The sequence below is a fragment of the Enterobacter cloacae complex sp. 302F9 genome (assembly GCF_050030335.1).
In the GTDB taxonomy this organism is placed as follows: domain Bacteria; phylum Pseudomonadota; class Gammaproteobacteria; order Enterobacterales; family Enterobacteriaceae; genus Enterobacter; species Enterobacter hormaechei_C.
In genome coordinates this window covers 423,695-439,358 of the sequence record NZ_JBLGUC010000001.1, presented here as the reverse complement: position 1 = coordinate 439,358, position 15,664 = coordinate 423,695, and the positions used below count along the sequence as shown (strand labels likewise).

Sequence of the window (15,664 nt, the reverse complement as noted above, 5' to 3'; positions counted from 1 at the left end):
GGAGTGCATGATGACGACTAAACGCAAAGCCTACGTGCGACCAATGCCGTCCACCTGGTGGAAAAAACTGCCGTTTTATCGCTTCTATATGCTGCGTGAAGGCACGGCTGTTCCCGCGGTCTGGTTCAGCCTCGAACTGCTGTACGGGGTTTATGCCCTCAAGCACGGCCCGGAAGCCTGGGCCAGTTTTGTGGGCTTCCTGCAAAACCCAATCATCGTTGTGCTGAACCTGATTGTGCTCGCCGCCGCGCTGCTTCATACCAAAACCTGGTTTGAACTGGCGCCAAAAGCAGCGAACATCATTGTAAAAGGCGAAAAAATGGGGCCAGAGCCGGTCATTAAAGGGCTCTGGGCAGTGACGGCAGTTGTCTCTGTGGTCATTCTGTTTGTCGCACTGTTCTGGTAAGGAGACTACTGTGATCAATCCAAGTCCAAAACGTTCAGACGAGCCGGTCTTCTGGGGGCTGTTTGGCGCAGGCGGCATGTGGAGCGCCATTATTGCCCCGGTCATTATCCTGCTGGTCGGGATCATGCTGCCGCTGGGGCTGTTCCCGGGCGATGCGCTGAGCTATGAGCGCGTACTGGCCTTTGCGAGCAGCTTTATTGGCCGCGTGTTCATCTTCCTGATGATCGTCCTGCCGCTGTGGTGTGGTCTGCACCGTATCCACCATGCGATGCACGATCTGAAAATCCATGTGCCAAGCGGTAAATGGGTCTTCTACGGTCTGGCGACCATTCTGACGGTCGTCACGTTGATTGCCGTGGTCACCATCTGACTGAACAGGCCCGCCATCCGGCGGGCTTTTTACTTTTTCATCTTCTCCACCAGCCACCGGGAAAATTCGCGCATGGCTGGCGTTTCTGCCCGGGACTGCAATCGGGTCAGCCAGTAACTGCCGAGCTCAATCTGCGTCGCAAAGGGCTGCACAATGCGCTCGCTGGCTAACAGATGGGTAAACATATCGACAGGCGCAATAGCAATGCCCACCCCTGCCTGAGCGGCCTCCAGCATGGTCACGGACGAATCAAATACCATCACGCGGTGCGTTGGCGAAGGGGGATGCTCGCCGGCCGCCTGCATCCACGCGGTCCACTCGTCGCGTCGGTAGGAGCGCAGCAGCGTAAACCTGAGGATGTCGGCCGGACTGTGCAGACTGGCGGCGATATCAGGTGTACATAGCGGCGCGAGCGGCGCATGACAAAGAAATTCAGCCTCGGTACCGTGCCACGCCCCGCCACCGTAGCGGATCGTATAGTCAAGCCCTTCGGCAGCCGGATCAACGCGGTTGTTATGGGTGGAAAGCTGAAGATCGATATGTGGATAGCCACGGCGAAAATCCTCCAGCTGCGAGAATAAGACCCCGGTGGCAAACGTACCCACCACGCCGATTTTCAGCTTCTCCTGCGCACGATGGTTAGCGAAGCGATCCAGCATTCCGGCTATACGATCGAACGAATCATTCAGCACCGGCAGTAAATTTTCGCCCTCGGTAGTCAACATCAGCCCGCGCGACACGCGAACGAACAGCTGACAGTTCAGGTGCTGCTCCAGCGTTTTCACATGCTGGCTAATAGCCGAATGCGTCACGTTCAGTTCAATGGCCGCATGCGTAAAGCTGAGATGCCTTGCGGCAGCCTCAAAAGCCCGAAGCGAATTGAGGGGTAGATAGCTTCGCGTCATGGTCGCTTCCGTTAGAAAAATTAACAGCTAATGCTAAATTTAACCGTTTGTCAGGCACTGTCAAATCCAACAGACTACGCCTGTCTGACGGGCCCGGACATCCCCTTGACTCGCTATTACGGAAGATTACTGATGATGAAAAAATCCCTTTGCTGCGCCCTGCTGCTCGGCATTTCTTGCTCTGCTCTCGCCACGCCAGTGTCAGAAAAACAGCTGGCGGAGGTGGTCGCGAATACGGTTACCCCGCTGATGAAAGCCCAGTCTGTTCCAGGCATGGCGGTGGCCGTTATTTATCAGGGAAAACCGCACTATTACACGTTTGGCAAGGCCGATATCGCGGCGAATAAACCCGTTACGCCTCAGACCCTGTTCGAGCTGGGTTCTATAAGTAAAACCTTCACCGGCGTTTTAGGTGGGGATGCCATTGCTCGCGGTGAAATTTCGCTGGACGATCCGGTGACCAGATACTGGCCACAGCTGACGGGCAAGCAGTGGCAGGGTATTCGTATGCTGGATCTCGCCACCTACACCGCTGGCGGCCTGCCGCTACAGGTACCGGATGAGGTCACGGATAACGCCTCCCTGCTGCGCTTTTATCAAAACTGGCAGCCGCAGTGGAAGTCTGGCACAACGCGTCTTTACGCCAACGCCAGCATCGGTCTTTTTGGTGCGCTGGCGGTCAAACCTTCTGGCATGCCCTATGAGCAGGCCATGACGACGCGGGTCCTTAAGCCGCTCAAGCTGGACCATACCTGGATTAACGTGCCGAAAGCGGAAGAGGCGCATTACGCCTGGGGCTATCGTGACGGTAAAGCGGTGCGCGTTTCGCCGGGTATGCTGGATGCACAAGCCTATGGCGTGAAAACCAACGTGCAGGATATGGCGAACTGGGTCATGGCAAACATGGCGCCGGAGAACGTTGCTGATGCCTCACTTAAGCAGGGCATCGCGCTGGCGCAGTCGCGCTACTGGCGTATCGGGTCAATGTATCAGGGTCTGGGCTGGGAGATGCTCAACTGGCCCGTGGAGGCCAACACGGTGGTCGAGGGCAGCGACAGTAAGGTAGCGCTGGCGCCGTTGCCCGTGGTAGAAGTGAATCCACCGGCTCCCCCGGTCAAAGCGTCCTGGGTCCATAAAACGGGCTCTACTGGCGGGTTTGGCAGCTACGTGGCCTTTATTCCTGAAAAGCAGATCGGTATTGTGATGCTCGCGAATACAAGCTATCCGAACCCGGCACGTGTTGAGGCGGCATACCATATCCTCGAGGCGCTACAGTAAAACATTGCCGGGTGGCGCTGCGCTTACCCGGCCTACACAATGCGTGAACTTTGTAGGCCGGGTAAGGCGAAGCCGTCACCCGGCAAAACACCCTGCACAATCTCCCGCATTTTCCTTGCTGTCATCTACACTTAACAAAAAACAGTAAGGAAACTCCTATGCGCATTCTGCCTGTTATTGCCGCAGTAACAGCCGCGTTTTTAGTGGTTGCTTGCAGTTCCCCTACTCCTCCGCCTGGCGTCACGGTAGTCAGTAATTTCGACGCACAGCGCTTCCTCGGCACCTGGTATGAAATCGCCCGAATGGACCATCAGTTCGAACGGGGCTTAGAAAAAGTCACGGTCAGCTACAGCGCGATGGATGACGGCGGGATCCGGGTCATTAACCGCGGTTATAACCCGGATCGCCAGATGTGGCAGCAGTCAGTTGGTCAGGCCTATTTCACCGGCGCGTCTAACCGCGCGGCCATGAAAGTCTCTTTCATCGGCCCATTCTACGGCGGGTATAACGTCATTGCGCTGGACAGAGAGTACCGCCATGCGCTGGTGTGTGGGCCGGATCGCAACTATCTATGGCTCCTCTCCCGCACGCCAACGATCTCGACGGAAATGAAACAGCAGATGCTGGACATAGCGACCCGGCAAGGGTTTGACGTGACGAAATTAATCTGGGTAAAACAGCTGCATTAGTGCGTACTGAGTTTTAACCCGATGATACCCGCGACGATTAACGCGAGGCTGGCGATACGCGCCAGACTCGCAGACTCCCCCAGCAGCAGAATGCCGGTAATGGCAGCTCCTACCGCGCCAATTCCAGTCCAGACAGCGTAAGCCGTTCCGACTGGCAAGGTTCGCATCGCCCATGACAGCATGACGATACTGACAATCATTGCGGCGATAGTGATGACGCTGGGCGTCAGGCGGGTAAAACCGTGGGTATATTTCAGGCCAATTGCCCATACCACTTCGAGCAAACCGGCAATAACAAGAACGATCCAGGACATATCAGGCTCCTTAACTTAACGACAAGTTGGGGCCGTCCCCGATGAATGAAGCGCTTACGGGTCGTCCCGCAAGGCTGAGGTTGCGCCTTATATTTTGGTTAGCATGGAATTTTTTTTCAAACTTTTTCTGCTGAACACGTTAAGGCAAGAAATAGCCTCAGTAAGGCACGGAGTTCAGGCATTTATGACTCATCCGACTTCTCTATGATGATAGGCTTTCTGATGGCAGGAAGCCAAACCACTAGCCGACTGCGAAAATTATATGTTCAAAATTCTTTTGATTGACCGTTGTCACTTCACCCGCACGGGATTTGAAGCCTGGCTCAATCATTCAGACCTGTTTTCGGGTCATTTCGTCGTAACCGGGGTAAATAATCTTTTCCTCGCCAGAGAGCATATTCTGCAATGGAAACCTGCGCTGGTCATCGCTGATTTATCGGGCTTCCGGCAGGATTTACACCATTTTCAGCAGCTATCTTCCCTGCTTATTGCCAGCGAAACATTGCCTTTTATTATGCTGCAATCGGGGCAGGAGCAGGAGATGACAGATTATCTGGCGCAGTTCCCGATATGGTCTTCACTTTCCAAAAATACCGATCTGGAAAAACTGGCGGCGGTGATAAACGACGCGCTAACGACATGCGTAAGCGCGGAGCTTCCGGAAATGGCGGCACCGTTACTGACGCGTCAGGAAGAGAGAGTATTGACCCTGTGGATGGATGGTGCGAGCAACCAGAAAATTGCCAGCAATCTGCGCATTAACGGAAAAACGGTGTATACGTACAAACGCAATATCCGCATGAAGCTTCATATGGATACGCGTTACTCCCCGTTTTTATCGCTACAGGAAGTGGAGAATTGACGGTACGGTGAAGTTAGCTGCCGTACCGTCGCTTTCATTAGTTCTGAGCTTTAGTTGCTGCGCCAGAAATCGCGTTACCACCGTCGGAGATATCTTCCCCTACGCCACGGGTGGTGTTACATGCAGTCAGTACCGAAGAAAGCACCAGAACAGAAAAGATCGCTGCAATTGTTTTCTTAACCATAATATCTTCCTTTTATAGCCAAAGTTATTTTGTGTATAGCAACTTAAGAATAGACAAGATCTTGTCGTTTGACGGAAAAGGAAGAATTTTTAGGAAAATTAGACGGAATTAGCTGGCCGCATGGGAAATGATATGGCCGAGATCCTGAATATCTTCGCCCACGCCACGCGCGGTGTTGCAACCGGAGAGAATTGCGCTGGAGAACGCTAACAGAAGCAGAATTTTAACGGTACGTTTCATCTTCCCTGCCTGCAAAATCAGGCGCAGCGGGCGCTGCGCCTTTAATCATGACGTAAATTACTTCACGCGGGATACGTATTCGCCGGAGCGGGTATCCACTTTGATCACTTCACCGATCTGTACGAACAGTGGCACTTTAACCACCGCGCCGGTAGACAGGGTGGCAGGCTTGCCGCCAGTACCTGCGGTATCACCTTTCAGACCTGGATCGGTTTCAACGATTTCCAGCTCAACGAAGTTCGGAGGCGTAACCGCGATAGGCTGACCGTTCCACAGGGTCACGATGCACTCAGCCTGATCCAGCAGCCACTTCGCGTTATCGCCAATCGCTTTCGCGTCAGCAGACAGCTGCTCGAACGTTTCGTTGTTCATGAAGTGCCAGAACTCACCGTCGTTGTACAGGTAAGTCAGGTTCATATCGACAACATCAGCGCCTTCAGCGGAGTCAGTAGATTTGAAGGTTTTCTCAACACGGGTACCGGTCAGCAGGCGGCGCAGCTTAACGCGTGCGAATGCCTGGCCTTTACCTGGTTTAACGAATTCGCTGGCTTCAACCGCGTACGGTTCGCCGTCCATCATGATTTTAAGACCAGCACGAAAATCGTTGCTATAGTACGTTGCCATAAGGCCCTCTAAATTTGTTAACTGGTAGCTAAGCCACAAAATGGCGCATATTGTAACCCTAAACACCCCGTCCAGAGAAGATTGGTTATCGCAACTTGCCGATGTAATCACCAGTCCTGATGAATTGCTGCGTCTTTTAGACCTCGATCAGCACCCAGAGTTGCTTGCAGGCCGCGAGGCAAAGCGCCTTTTCGCCCTGCGTGTTCCCCGCGCGTTTGTGGCGCGGATGGAAAAAGGCAATCCCGACGATCCTCTATTAAAACAAACGCTTACGTCGCAGGATGAGTTTATCACCGCGCCGGGTTACAGCACCGATCCGCTGGAAGAGCAGAACAGCGTGGTGCCCGGCTTACTGCACAAATATCTCAACCGCGCCCTGCTGCTGGTTAAAGGCGGCTGCGCGGTAAATTGTCGTTATTGCTTCCGTCGGCACTTCCCGTATGCCGAAAACCAGGGAAACAAACGTAACTGGCAGGTCGCGCTGAACTATATCGCCGACCATTCAGAGCTGGATGAGATTATTTTTTCCGGCGGCGACCCGCTGATGGCAAAAGATCATGAGCTGGACTGGCTGCTGACGCAGCTGGAAGCCATCCCGCACATCAAGCGTCTGCGCATTCACAGCCGTTTACCGATTGTCATTCCGGCACGTATTACCGACGGGCTGGTATCACGCCTTGAGCAGTCCCGTCTGCAGGTGCTGCTGGTGAACCATATCAACCACGCAAACGAAATTGACGATGAATTTCGCGCGGCGATGGCACGTCTGCGTAAGGCGGGCGTGACGCTGCTGAACCAGAGCGTGCTGCTGCGCGGCGTGAACGATAGCGCTCGCGTGCTGGCAGACCTTAGCAACGCCTTGTTTGATGCGGGCGTGATGCCCTATTACCTGCACGTTCTGGATCGCGTGCAGGGAGCGGCGCACTTTATGGTGACGGATGACGAGGCCCGACAGATTATGCGCGAGCTGTTAACGCTGGTCTCAGGGTATATGGTGCCGAAGCTGGCACGCGAGATTGGCGGAGAGCCGAGTAAAACGCCGCTGGATTTACAGCTGCGGCAGCAGTAGAAAGGCAGGTGGCGCTACGCTTAACTGCCCTACGGGTCCGGGCGCAGCGCCATCAGCAAATTAACTCAGTTCGGGCACTTGTAGACCTGGCCACTCATCTGGCTGGCCGTTGGCACGAAGCTGGAAAGCATCCCTTGCGTCGGGCTGCTCACGCCATAAATCACGTTTCCACCCATTGCAGCAGCCTGGTTACGCAGGGCATTCGCCGCGCCGCGCATAGAGCCGCCTTCCTCACCGTGCTGACCCGACATCCAGTTGCTTTGTTCACCGGTGGCCGTGCCTAACAGCTGGCATTCGCTGCCTGGCTTATCTTCCACAAAGCGAACGCCCTGGCCCGCTGCCGACAGTTCATTGCTGGAGCTACACCCCGCCAGCAGCAATGCCGCTCCTACGATCCCTGCACAGACTTTTACGCGCATGTTATTCCTCGTTTTCAATAAGCTGGACAGTAGTTGTCCGTGTGTGAATCTTATACCTAAAAGATGACTAAAAGAAAAACCCCCGCGCATTTCTGCGAGCCAGATTCCGCATGGTACTCCTCCGACATCTTAAATGAATTCTGATAATGCCCTTTGGGATATCGTGTTTTAGCCCCCGATCGTTTTTAGTGGTGCAACGTACATCTTTTGTACGCGACTAAAAAAGGGGGTTTCATGAGTGCATCATCCTCAGGAGAGGAAAAAGTGTCATGGGTGGGCTATCTGGCGTTTGTCCTTACCATCGTATTTTTCTCGGGCTTTTTCGCTAAAAGTACCGAATGGTGGCGTGTGCTGGATTTTACCGTCTTAAACGGCAGCTTTGGTCCGGTGAACGGCGCGCTAACGTTTCGCGGTGAGGGCGGCACAGGAGCGAAAGACGGTTTTTTATTTGCCCTTGAACTGGCGCCCTCGGTCATTTTATCGCTCGGGATCATTGCCGTTACCGAGGGGCTGGGCGGGCTGCGCGCCGCACAACAGCTCATGACGCCCATTCTGCGTCCGCTGCTCGGCGTGCCGGGCATCTGCTCTCTGGCGCTTATCGCCAACCTGCAAAATACCGATGCAGCCGCAGGGATGACCAAAGAGTTGACTGACGAAGGGGCGATTACTGACCATGAACGCGCCATTTTTGCCACCTTCCAGACCAGCGGTAGCGCCATTATTACCAACTATTTTTCTTCTGGTGCCGCACTCTTTACCTTTATTACCGTCCCGGTGATCACGCCGCTTGCCGTCATTCTGGTGTTCAAATTTGTTGGCGCGAACTTCCTGCGACTGTGGATCGCCCACATGGAAGTTCGCCGCGTTCAGGAGGAAAAATGATCGCCCAGCCGCGTAAAAATATCATGGACCTGTTTATCGATGGCGCCCGCCGCGGCTTTACCATCGCCACCACCAGCCTGCTGCCGAACGTGGTCATGGCGTTTGTCATCATTCAGGCGCTCAAGGTAACCGGCCTGCTGGATATTATCGGCAGGGTATGCGAGCCCATCATGGCCCTGTGGGGGCTTCCGGGTGCGGCGGCAACGGTTCTTCTGGCCTCGGTAATGAGCATGGGCGGCGGTGTGGGGGTCTGCGCCAGTCTGGTCGCTGCCGGCACGCTCAACGGTCACGATGCCACCATCCTGCTGCCTGCCATCTATCTGATGGGTAATCCGGTGCAAAACACGGGCCGTTGCCTGGGCACCGCAGGCGTCAATCCGAAATATTATCCGCACATCATCGCTGTCTGCGTCATTAACGCCCTGCTCTCAATGTGGGTGATGCAGCTACTCTTCTGAGGAGATAAAAATGGATTTTTCAGTGCTGGAACCGCACCTTTTCCGCAATGCGCAGCTTTACGCTCCCGAGGATCTTGGGCATTGCGATCTGCTGATTGCCGGAGGAAAAATCGTCGCAGTCGAAAAAGCGGGCCACGCCACAACGAGGCCAGACTGTCCTGAAAGCGATCTCGCCGGAGCGGTGGTTTGTCCGGGGTTTATCGATCAGCATGTACACCTGATTGGCGGCGGCGGTGAAGCCGGTCCCCACACCCGGACGCCAGAGGTGCGATTGTCTGCGCTGGTGGCGGCTGGCATCACCTCCGTTGTTGGCCTGCTGGGCACCGACGGCGTGACCCGCCATCCCGAGTCGCTGCTGGCGAAAACGCGGGCGCTTGAGCATGAAGGGATCAGCACGTGGATGCTGACAGGCGCGTATGGCCTGCCTTCTCCGACGATTACCGGCAGTATCGAAAAGGATGTGGCGCTGATTGATAAAATCATTGGCGTGAAATGCGCGATTTCCGACCATCGCTCTTCCGCGCCGGCAGATGACCAGCTCGCGAATATGGCCGCCCAGTCACGCGTCGGCGGGCTGCTGGGCGCCAAAGCGGGGATATCCGTGTTTCACCTCGGCAACAGCCCGAAACTGCTGGAGCCGCTGCTTAACATCCTGAATAACGCCGACGTGCCCCGCACGAAGCTGCTGCCAACTCACGTCAACCGCGCCCAGGCACTGTTCCACGCCGCACTGGACTATGCTCGCGAAGGGGGGTACATCGACATCACCACCAGCATCAGCGAGCCTGTTGATGCCGCCACCGCTATCGCGACGGCCCGTGAAGCACAGGTGCCGTTTAACCGGCTCACGCTCAGCTCGGATGGCAACGGCAGCCAGCCGAATTTTGATGCAAATGGTAATCTTGTTGGCATTGGCGTGGCGGGATTTGAGTCCCTGCTTGAGACGCTACAGCAGCTGGTCGGCCGGTATCACCTGCCGCTGGAGGAGGCGCTTCTGCCGTTTACGCGTAACGTGGCGGAATTTCTCGGCCTGGAGCATAAAGGGCGGATCGCGTCCGGATGCGATGCCGACGTCCTGGTGCTGACCGATGATCTGAAGATCCGCGAGGTCTGGGCGAAAGGCCGCCAGATGGTGAGTGGAGGCGTTGTGTGCGTGAAAGGCACGTTTGAGTAGAAGACAATAAAAAACCCCGGGCATTGCTGCCCGGGGTTCGTTCTGAGAGGTTCAGAACAACATGATTACATCATGCCGCCCATGCCACCCATGCCGCCCATACCACCAGCAGCACCTAAGTCAGGCGCGTCGCCTTTAGGCAGGTCGGTCACCATGCACTCGGTCGTGATCATCAGACCAGCTACAGATGCCGCGTATTGCAGTGCAGAACGGGTCACTTTAGTTGGATCCAGGATACCGAAGTCGATCATGTTGCCGTATTCTTCAGTTGCCGCGTTGTAACCGTAGTTACCTTCACCCGCTTTCACGTTGTTCGCAACCACAGACGGCTCTTCACCGGCGTTGGACACGATCTGACGCAGAGGAGCTTCCATCGCGCGCAGCGCAACTTTGATACCCACGTTCTGGTCTTCGTTCTGAGCAGTCAGGCCAGCCAGTTTAGCGGCTACACGCACCAGCGCGACACCACCACCAGCAACCACGCCTTCTTCTACCGCAGCACGGGTCGCGTGCAGGGCATCGTCAACGCGTGCTTTCTTCTCTTTCATTTCAACTTCGGTAGCCGCACCGACTTTGATTACCGCTACGCCGCCTGCCAGTTTCGCTACGCGCTCCTGGAGTTTTTCACGGTCGTAATCGGAAGTTGCTTCTTCGATCTGCTTACGGATCTGACCAACACGGCCCTGAATAGCAGCTTCTTCACCCACACCGTCGATGATGGTGGTGGTGTCTTTGTTGATCACAACGCGTTTCGCCTGGCCCAGGTCTTCCAGGGTCGCTTTTTCCAGCTCCATACCGATCTCTTCGGAGATCACGGTACCGCCAGTCAGGGTAGCGATATCCTGAAGCATCGCTTTACGACGATCGCCGAAGCCAGGTGCTTTAACCGCTGCCACTTTCACGATGCCACGCATGGTGTTAACCACCAGAGTCGCCAGCGCTTCGCCTTCAACGTCTTCAGCAATGATTACCAGCGGCTTGCCTGCTTTCGCAACGGCTTCCAGCACTGGCAGCATTTCGCGGATGTTGGAGATTTTCTTGTCAGCCAGCAGGATGAACGGGCTTTCCAGCTCAACAGCGCCAGTTTCTGGCTTGTTGATGAAGTATGGAGACAGGTAACCGCGATCGAACTGCATACCTTCAACCACGTCCAGTTCGTCTTCCAGACCAGTACCGTCTTCAACGGTGATCACGCCTTCTTTACCGACTTTATCCATCGCTTCAGCGATCAGTTTACCTACGGTTTCGTCGGAGTTAGCGGAGATAGTACCAACCTGAGCAATGGCTTTAGAGTCAGAGCACGGTACGGACAGCGCTTTCAGTTCTTCAACAGCAGAGGCGACAGCTTTGTCGATACCACGTTTCAGATCCATTGGGTTCATGCCCGCAGCAACGGCTTTCAGGCCTTCGGTGATGATCGCCTGCGCCAGTACGGTCGCGGTGGTGGTACCGTCACCGGCAGCGTCGTTCGCTTTAGAGGCAACTTCTTTCACCATCTGTGCGCCCATGTTTTCGAACTTGTCTTCCAGCTCGATTTCACGTGCAACAGAAACACCATCTTTGGTGATGGTTGGCGCGCCGAAGGATTTGTCCAGCACTACGTTACGGCCTTTCGGGCCCAGAGTGACTTTCACTGCGTCTGCCAGTACGTTTACGCCGCGGAGCATTTTTACACGAGCGTCGTTACCGAATTTTACGTCTTTAGCTGCCATGTTCTTATTTCCTCAAATTCGTACAGTTTCGTGCGTTAATTACGCTTCAACAATTGCCAGAATGTCGCTCTCGGACATGATCAACACTTCTTCATTGTCGATCTTCTCGGATTTCACGCCGTAGCCATCGTTGAAAATGACGATGTCACCAACTTTAACGTCCAGTGGCTGCACAGTTCCGTTTTCCAGGATGCGGCCCTTACCGACAGCGATGATTTCGCCACGCGTTGATTTTGCTGCTGCTGAACCGGTCAGAACGATGCCGCCAGCAGACTTGGTTTCAACTTCTTTACGTTTGACGATCACACGATCATGTAACGGACGAATACTCATTGATAGCTCTCCTTTGAGAAAGTCATTATCAGTTATGGATGACGCCGGTCCGCATGCGGTTTTCCGGCTAGTGCCCTGAGAGATGGGGATAGCTTTTTACCCCTTCAAGGGGTAATCGAAAAAAAATTTGCGAAAGTGTTACCATCCACTCTCTTTTGATGGTGGCGGGACGAGGTAAATGAGTGGACTCAGGCAGGAGTTGGGGCTGGCGCAGGGCATTGGCTTACTCTCAACGTCTTTATTAGGCACGGGGGTATTTGCGGTTCCCGCGCTGGCGGCATTGGTTGCCGGCAATAACAGTCTTTGGGCATGGCCGGTGCTGATCGTGCTGGTGTTTCCGGTGGCGATTGTCTTTGCCATACTCGGGCGGCACTTCCCGAGCGCAGGCGGCGTAGCGCATTTTGTCGGCATGGCGTTTGGGCCGCGGATGGAGCGCGTCACCGGCTGGCTATTTTTGTCGGTGATACCCGTTGGCCTTCCGGCAGCCCTGCATATCGCAACCGGCTTCGGACAGGCGCTGTTTGGCTGGCACGATGAACAACTGCTGCTGGCTGAACTCGGTACGCTGGCCATTGTCTGGTGGGTTGGCTCGCGCGGGGCCAGTTCCAGCGCCAATCTGCAAACGCTGGTCGCCGTGTTAATTGTCGCGCTGATCGTCGCCATCTGGTTTGCGGGTGACATTACCGTGGCGGATATTCCTTTCCCCGCGATTAACGACATCGACCACGCACAGCTTTTCGCTGCACTATCCGTTATGTTCTGGTGTTTCGTCGGTCTGGAGGCGTTCGCTCATCTGGCATCCGAGTTTAAACAGCCCGAGCGTGATTTCCCCCGCGCCCTGATGATTGGCCTGCTGCTGGCGGGTACCGTGTACTGGGCCTGTACCGTACTGGTGCTGCACTTCAATGCGTTCGGTGAAGAGAAAGCCGCCGCCGCGTCGCTGCCGGGCATCGTGGTGCAGCTGTTTGGCGTTAAGGCCCTGTGGGTAGCCTGCGTGATTGGCTATCTCGCCTGCTTTGCCAGCCTCAACATCTATATTCAGAGCTTCGCCCGGCTGGTGTGGTCTCAGGCACTTTATAAACCGGATAGCCCCCTCTCACGCCTGTCAAAGCGTCAGCTTCCGGTGAATGCGCTGAATAGCGTACTGGGCTGCTGCGTGGTGAGTTCCCTGGCCATTTATCTCCTCGACATCAACCTTGACGCGCTGATTGTCTACGCCAACGGTATTTTCATCATGATCTACCTGCTGTGCATGCTGGCGGGCTGTCGGCTACTGAAAGGACGCTTTAAGGCGCTGGCGGCTGTCGGGTGTGTCCTGTGCCTGATGCTGCTGGCGATGGTGGGATGGAAGAGTGTGTACGCCATCGTCATGCTGGCGGGGCTGTGGGTGTTTTTACCGAAGCGGCAAAAGCCGCAGGCCCGGTGAGCGAGCGCCACCGGGCCACAAACTCACCGATCGTCTTTATGATCTAACCGGTCGCGCTGCTCATCCTTACGCTGATATTCCCCTTCAAAGGTATCCCCCGGGCCGGTGCTGAAACCACCGCCTGGCATACGGCTGAAACGCAGGTGCGGCAGCAGCTTCATGGTCAGATGCTTCTGCACCGGCGGCAACAGCAACAGCAGGCCGAGGAAGTCGGTGAAGAAACCAGGCAGGATCAGCAGCAAACCAGCAATAATCAGCGACACGCTTTTGATCATCTCGGCGGCCGGGCTTTCGCCTGCGGCCATCTTCTGCTGCATTAACAGGAAATTTTTGAAACCCTGATTGCGCACCAGCGACATGCCGATGACGGAGGTGAAGATCACCAGAATCAGCGTCAGCAGGACGCCCAGCACATGGGCAACCTGGATGAAAATCGAAATCTCAATGTAAACATAAAGAAAGAAAGCAATAAATGGTATCCAGCGCACTGGCATCTCCTGTGTGGCAGGTGCCTTCAGGCCCCTGACTGAATGTGTTCGCGAAGCGCGTAGATAAGAAATGGTGACGGTTAGCCAAAATTCAATCGGTTTGCACGGATATTTTTTCTGGAAATATTAAAGCGGTGACATATTTCACAGATTAATAATTATCATGAAATCGGGTCGATAATAAGTGATCCAGCTTACGGCAATTCGCTATCATCAGCATATGATCTCGAACATCTGGCCGATTGAGGGAATAATCGTCGGTCATAAAATATTCAAAACCACATATATACTGTGTGTTTAGTACAATCCATCGGCAGCTTGAAAAGAAGGTTCACATGTTAAACAACATTCGTATCGAAGAAGATTTGTTGGGTACCAGGGAAGTTCCAGCGGATGCCTACTATGGTGTTCACACTCTGAGAGCGATTGAAAACTTCTACATCAGCAACAGCAAAATCAGCGACATCCCTGAATTTGTGCGTGGCATGGTGATGGTAAAAAAAGCCGCGGCTCTGGCGAACAAAGAGCTGCAAACCATTCCTAAAAGCGCTGCAAATGCGATTATCGCCGCGTGCGATGAGGTGCTGAACAACGGCAAATGCATGGATCAGTTCCCGGTCGACGTCTATCAGGGCGGCGCGGGCACCTCCGTCAACATGAACACCAACGAAGTGCTGGCAAACATCGGCCTGGAGCTGATGGGTCATCAGAAAGGTGAATACCAGTACCTGAACCCGAACGACCACGTTAACAAATGTCAGTCCACCAACGACGCCTACCCAACCGGCTTCCGCATCGCGGTGTATGCCTCTATCGTCAAACTGGTCGACGCGATTAATCAGCTGGGCGATGGCTTCCAGCGTAAAGCCGTTGAGTTCCAGGACATCCTGAAAATGGGCCGTACCCAGTTGCAGGACGCGGTGCCAATGACCCTCGGACAGGAATTCCACGCGTTTAACGTGCTGCTGAATGAAGAGACCAAAAACCTGCTGCGCACGTCCGAACTGCTGCTGGAAGTGAACCTGGGCGCAACCGCCATCGGTACACGCCTGAACACGCCAGATGGCTATCAGCAGCTGGCGGTACAGAAGCTGGCTGAAGTGTCCAACTTGCCGGTTGTGCCTGCGGAAGACCTGATTGAAGCTACCTCAGACTGCGGCGCCTACGTGATGGTGCACAGCGCACTGAAACGTCTGGCGGTGAAACTGTCCAAAATCTGTAACGACCTGCGCCTGCTCTCCTCCGGTCCGCGCGCTGGCCTGAATGAAATCAACCTGCCAGAGTTGCAGGCGGGTTCATCCATCATGCCAGCTAAAGTGAACCCGGTGGTGCCAGAGGTGGTGAACCAGGTTTGCTTCAAGGTTATTGGTAACGATACGACCGTCACCATGGCATCCGAAGCCGGTCAGCTCCAGTTGAACGTGATGGAGCCGGTGATTGGCCAGGCGATGTTTGAATCTATCCATATTCTGACCAACGCCTGCTACAACCTGCTGGAAAAATGCATCAACGGCATCACCGCGAATAAAGAAGTGTGTGAAGGCTACGTCTATAACTCCATCGGCATCGTCACCTACCTCAACCCGTTCATCGGCCACCACAACGGCGATATCGTCGGGAAGATTTGTGCCGAAACCGGTAAGAGCGTGCGTGAGGTGGTTCTCGAGCGAGGATTGTTGACCGAAGCCGAACTGGACGATATCTTCTCCGCCCAGAACCTGATGCACCCGGCATATAAAGCGAAACGATATACCGATGAAAGCGAACAGTAACCGTTCAGGCTAAGCTTCCGAAAGGCACGTCACTTGTGACGTGCCTTTTTTCTTTATGG

20 protein-coding genes are annotated in these 15,664 nt (G+C 54.7%); 11 read left to right on the top strand and 9 right to left on the bottom strand.

The annotated features are described in order from the left end of the window. Positions 1-10: 10 nt before the first annotated feature. Positions 11-406: a fumarate reductase subunit FrdC gene (gene frdC / locus ACQG0T_RS02130; RefSeq protein WP_017383964.1), complete on the top strand. Its 396-nt coding sequence runs from the start codon at positions 11-13 to the stop codon at positions 404-406. 10 nt (positions 407-416) lie between these two features. Beyond that, positions 417-776, top strand: coding sequence for a fumarate reductase subunit FrdD (frdD, locus tag ACQG0T_RS02125; protein ID WP_023295793.1), 360 nt, complete (start codon positions 417-419; stop codon positions 774-776). A gap of 29 nt (positions 777-805) precedes the next feature. On the opposite strand, the gene ampR is transcribed toward frdD, so the two are convergent. After that, positions 806-1,681, bottom strand: coding sequence for a LysR family transcriptional regulator AmpR (gene ampR, locus ACQG0T_RS02120; RefSeq protein WP_003855952.1), 876 nt, complete (start codon positions 1,679-1,681; stop codon positions 806-808). 132 nt (positions 1,682-1,813) lie between these two features. Here ampR and ACQG0T_RS02115 point away from each other — a divergent pair, with 132 nt between their 5' ends. Further along, a complete protein-coding gene (locus ACQG0T_RS02115; protein ID WP_023295792.1) occupies positions 1,814-2,959 on the top strand; it encodes a cephalosporin-hydrolyzing class C beta-lactamase ACT-15 in 1,146 nt (381 codons plus the stop codon). Positions 2,960-3,117: 158 nt separating this feature from the next. After that, the gene (locus tag ACQG0T_RS02110; protein ID WP_023295791.1) at positions 3,118-3,648 is read left to right on the top strand and encodes a lipocalin family protein; all 531 of its coding nucleotides are present in this window, start codon (positions 3,118-3,120) and stop codon (positions 3,646-3,648) included. Here the strand turns inward: ACQG0T_RS02110 and sugE are convergent. Next, a complete protein-coding gene (gene sugE, locus ACQG0T_RS02105; RefSeq protein WP_015572453.1) occupies positions 3,645-3,962 on the bottom strand; it encodes a quaternary ammonium compound efflux SMR transporter SugE in 318 nt (105 codons plus the stop codon). The genes ACQG0T_RS02110 and sugE overlap by 4 nt on opposite strands. Positions 3,963-4,224: 262 nt before the next feature. Here sugE and ACQG0T_RS02100 point away from each other — a divergent pair, with 262 nt between their 5' ends. After that, entirely contained in the window at positions 4,225-4,824 is a 600-nt protein-coding gene (locus tag ACQG0T_RS02100) for a helix-turn-helix transcriptional regulator (RefSeq protein WP_032104122.1), read from the top strand. A 37-nt stretch (positions 4,825-4,861) separates the two neighbouring features. Here the strand turns inward: ACQG0T_RS02100 and ecnB are convergent, their stop codons facing one another. From ecnB to efp, 3 genes are all read right to left on the bottom strand, one after another. Further along, positions 4,862-5,008 (bottom strand): lipoprotein toxin entericidin B, encoded by a 147-nt coding sequence (gene ecnB / locus ACQG0T_RS02095; protein WP_003855942.1) that lies wholly within the window; start codon positions 5,006-5,008, stop codon positions 4,862-4,864. Positions 5,009-5,116: 108 nt separating this feature from the next. After that, a complete protein-coding gene (locus ACQG0T_RS02090) occupies positions 5,117-5,248 on the bottom strand; it encodes an entericidin A/B family lipoprotein (RefSeq protein ID WP_015572451.1) in 132 nt (43 codons plus the stop codon). A gap of 57 nt (positions 5,249-5,305) precedes the next feature. After that, a complete protein-coding gene (gene efp / locus ACQG0T_RS02085; RefSeq protein ID WP_003855940.1) occupies positions 5,306-5,872 on the bottom strand; it encodes an elongation factor P in 567 nt (188 codons plus the stop codon). A 40-nt stretch (positions 5,873-5,912) separates the two neighbouring features. Between efp and epmB the strand changes: the two genes are divergently transcribed. Next, positions 5,913-6,941 carry an EF-P beta-lysylation protein EpmB gene (gene epmB, locus ACQG0T_RS02080; protein ID WP_032104121.1) on the top strand — a complete coding sequence of 343 codons (1,029 nt, stop codon included), beginning with the start codon at positions 5,913-5,915 and terminating at the stop codon, positions 6,939-6,941. A gap of 65 nt (positions 6,942-7,006) precedes the next feature. On the opposite strand, the gene ACQG0T_RS02075 is transcribed toward epmB, so the two are convergent. Next, a complete protein-coding gene (locus tag ACQG0T_RS02075) occupies positions 7,007-7,360 on the bottom strand; it encodes a DUF4156 domain-containing protein (RefSeq protein WP_014882205.1) in 354 nt (117 codons plus the stop codon). Positions 7,361-7,594: 234 nt separating this feature from the next. Between ACQG0T_RS02075 and ACQG0T_RS02070 the strand changes: the two genes are divergently transcribed. From ACQG0T_RS02070 to iadA, 3 genes are read left to right on the top strand one after another with little or no spacing between them, the layout of a single operon-like run. Beyond that, complete coding sequence (locus tag ACQG0T_RS02070) at positions 7,595-8,242, top strand: nucleoside recognition domain-containing protein (protein ID WP_032104120.1); 648 nt, start codon at positions 7,595-7,597, stop codon at positions 8,240-8,242. Continuing rightward, positions 8,239-8,700, top strand: a complete 462-nt coding sequence (locus ACQG0T_RS02065; protein ID WP_032104119.1) for a YjiG family protein — start codon at positions 8,239-8,241, stop codon at positions 8,698-8,700. The genes ACQG0T_RS02070 and ACQG0T_RS02065 overlap by 4 nt, the downstream gene beginning before the upstream one ends. A gap of 10 nt (positions 8,701-8,710) precedes the next feature. Next, complete coding sequence (gene iadA, locus ACQG0T_RS02060; RefSeq protein ID WP_047735158.1) at positions 8,711-9,874, top strand: beta-aspartyl-peptidase; 1,164 nt, start codon at positions 8,711-8,713, stop codon at positions 9,872-9,874. A 65-nt stretch (positions 9,875-9,939) separates the two neighbouring features. On the opposite strand, the gene groL is transcribed toward iadA, so the two are convergent. Continuing rightward, positions 9,940-11,586, bottom strand: coding sequence for a chaperonin GroEL (groL, locus tag ACQG0T_RS02055; RefSeq protein WP_015572446.1), 1,647 nt, complete (start codon positions 11,584-11,586; stop codon positions 9,940-9,942). Between the two features lie 39 nt (positions 11,587-11,625). Further along, positions 11,626-11,919 (bottom strand): co-chaperone GroES, encoded by a 294-nt coding sequence (locus tag ACQG0T_RS02050; protein WP_003855929.1) that lies wholly within the window; start codon positions 11,917-11,919, stop codon positions 11,626-11,628. A gap of 178 nt (positions 11,920-12,097) precedes the next feature. Between ACQG0T_RS02050 and yjeH the strand changes: the two genes are divergently transcribed. Beyond that, positions 12,098-13,345, top strand: a complete 1,248-nt coding sequence (gene yjeH / locus ACQG0T_RS02045; RefSeq protein ID WP_032104117.1) for an L-methionine/branched-chain amino acid transporter — start codon at positions 12,098-12,100, stop codon at positions 13,343-13,345. A gap of 23 nt (positions 13,346-13,368) precedes the next feature. Here the strand turns inward: yjeH and ACQG0T_RS02040 are convergent, their stop codons facing one another. After that, positions 13,369-13,833 (bottom strand): FxsA family protein, encoded by a 465-nt coding sequence (locus tag ACQG0T_RS02040; RefSeq protein ID WP_003855925.1) that lies wholly within the window; start codon positions 13,831-13,833, stop codon positions 13,369-13,371. Positions 13,834-14,168: 335 nt separating this feature from the next. Between ACQG0T_RS02040 and aspA the strand changes: the two genes are divergently transcribed. Continuing rightward, positions 14,169-15,605, top strand: coding sequence for an aspartate ammonia-lyase (aspA, locus tag ACQG0T_RS02035; protein WP_015572444.1), 1,437 nt, complete (start codon positions 14,169-14,171; stop codon positions 15,603-15,605). Positions 15,606-15,664 lie beyond the last annotated feature (59 nt).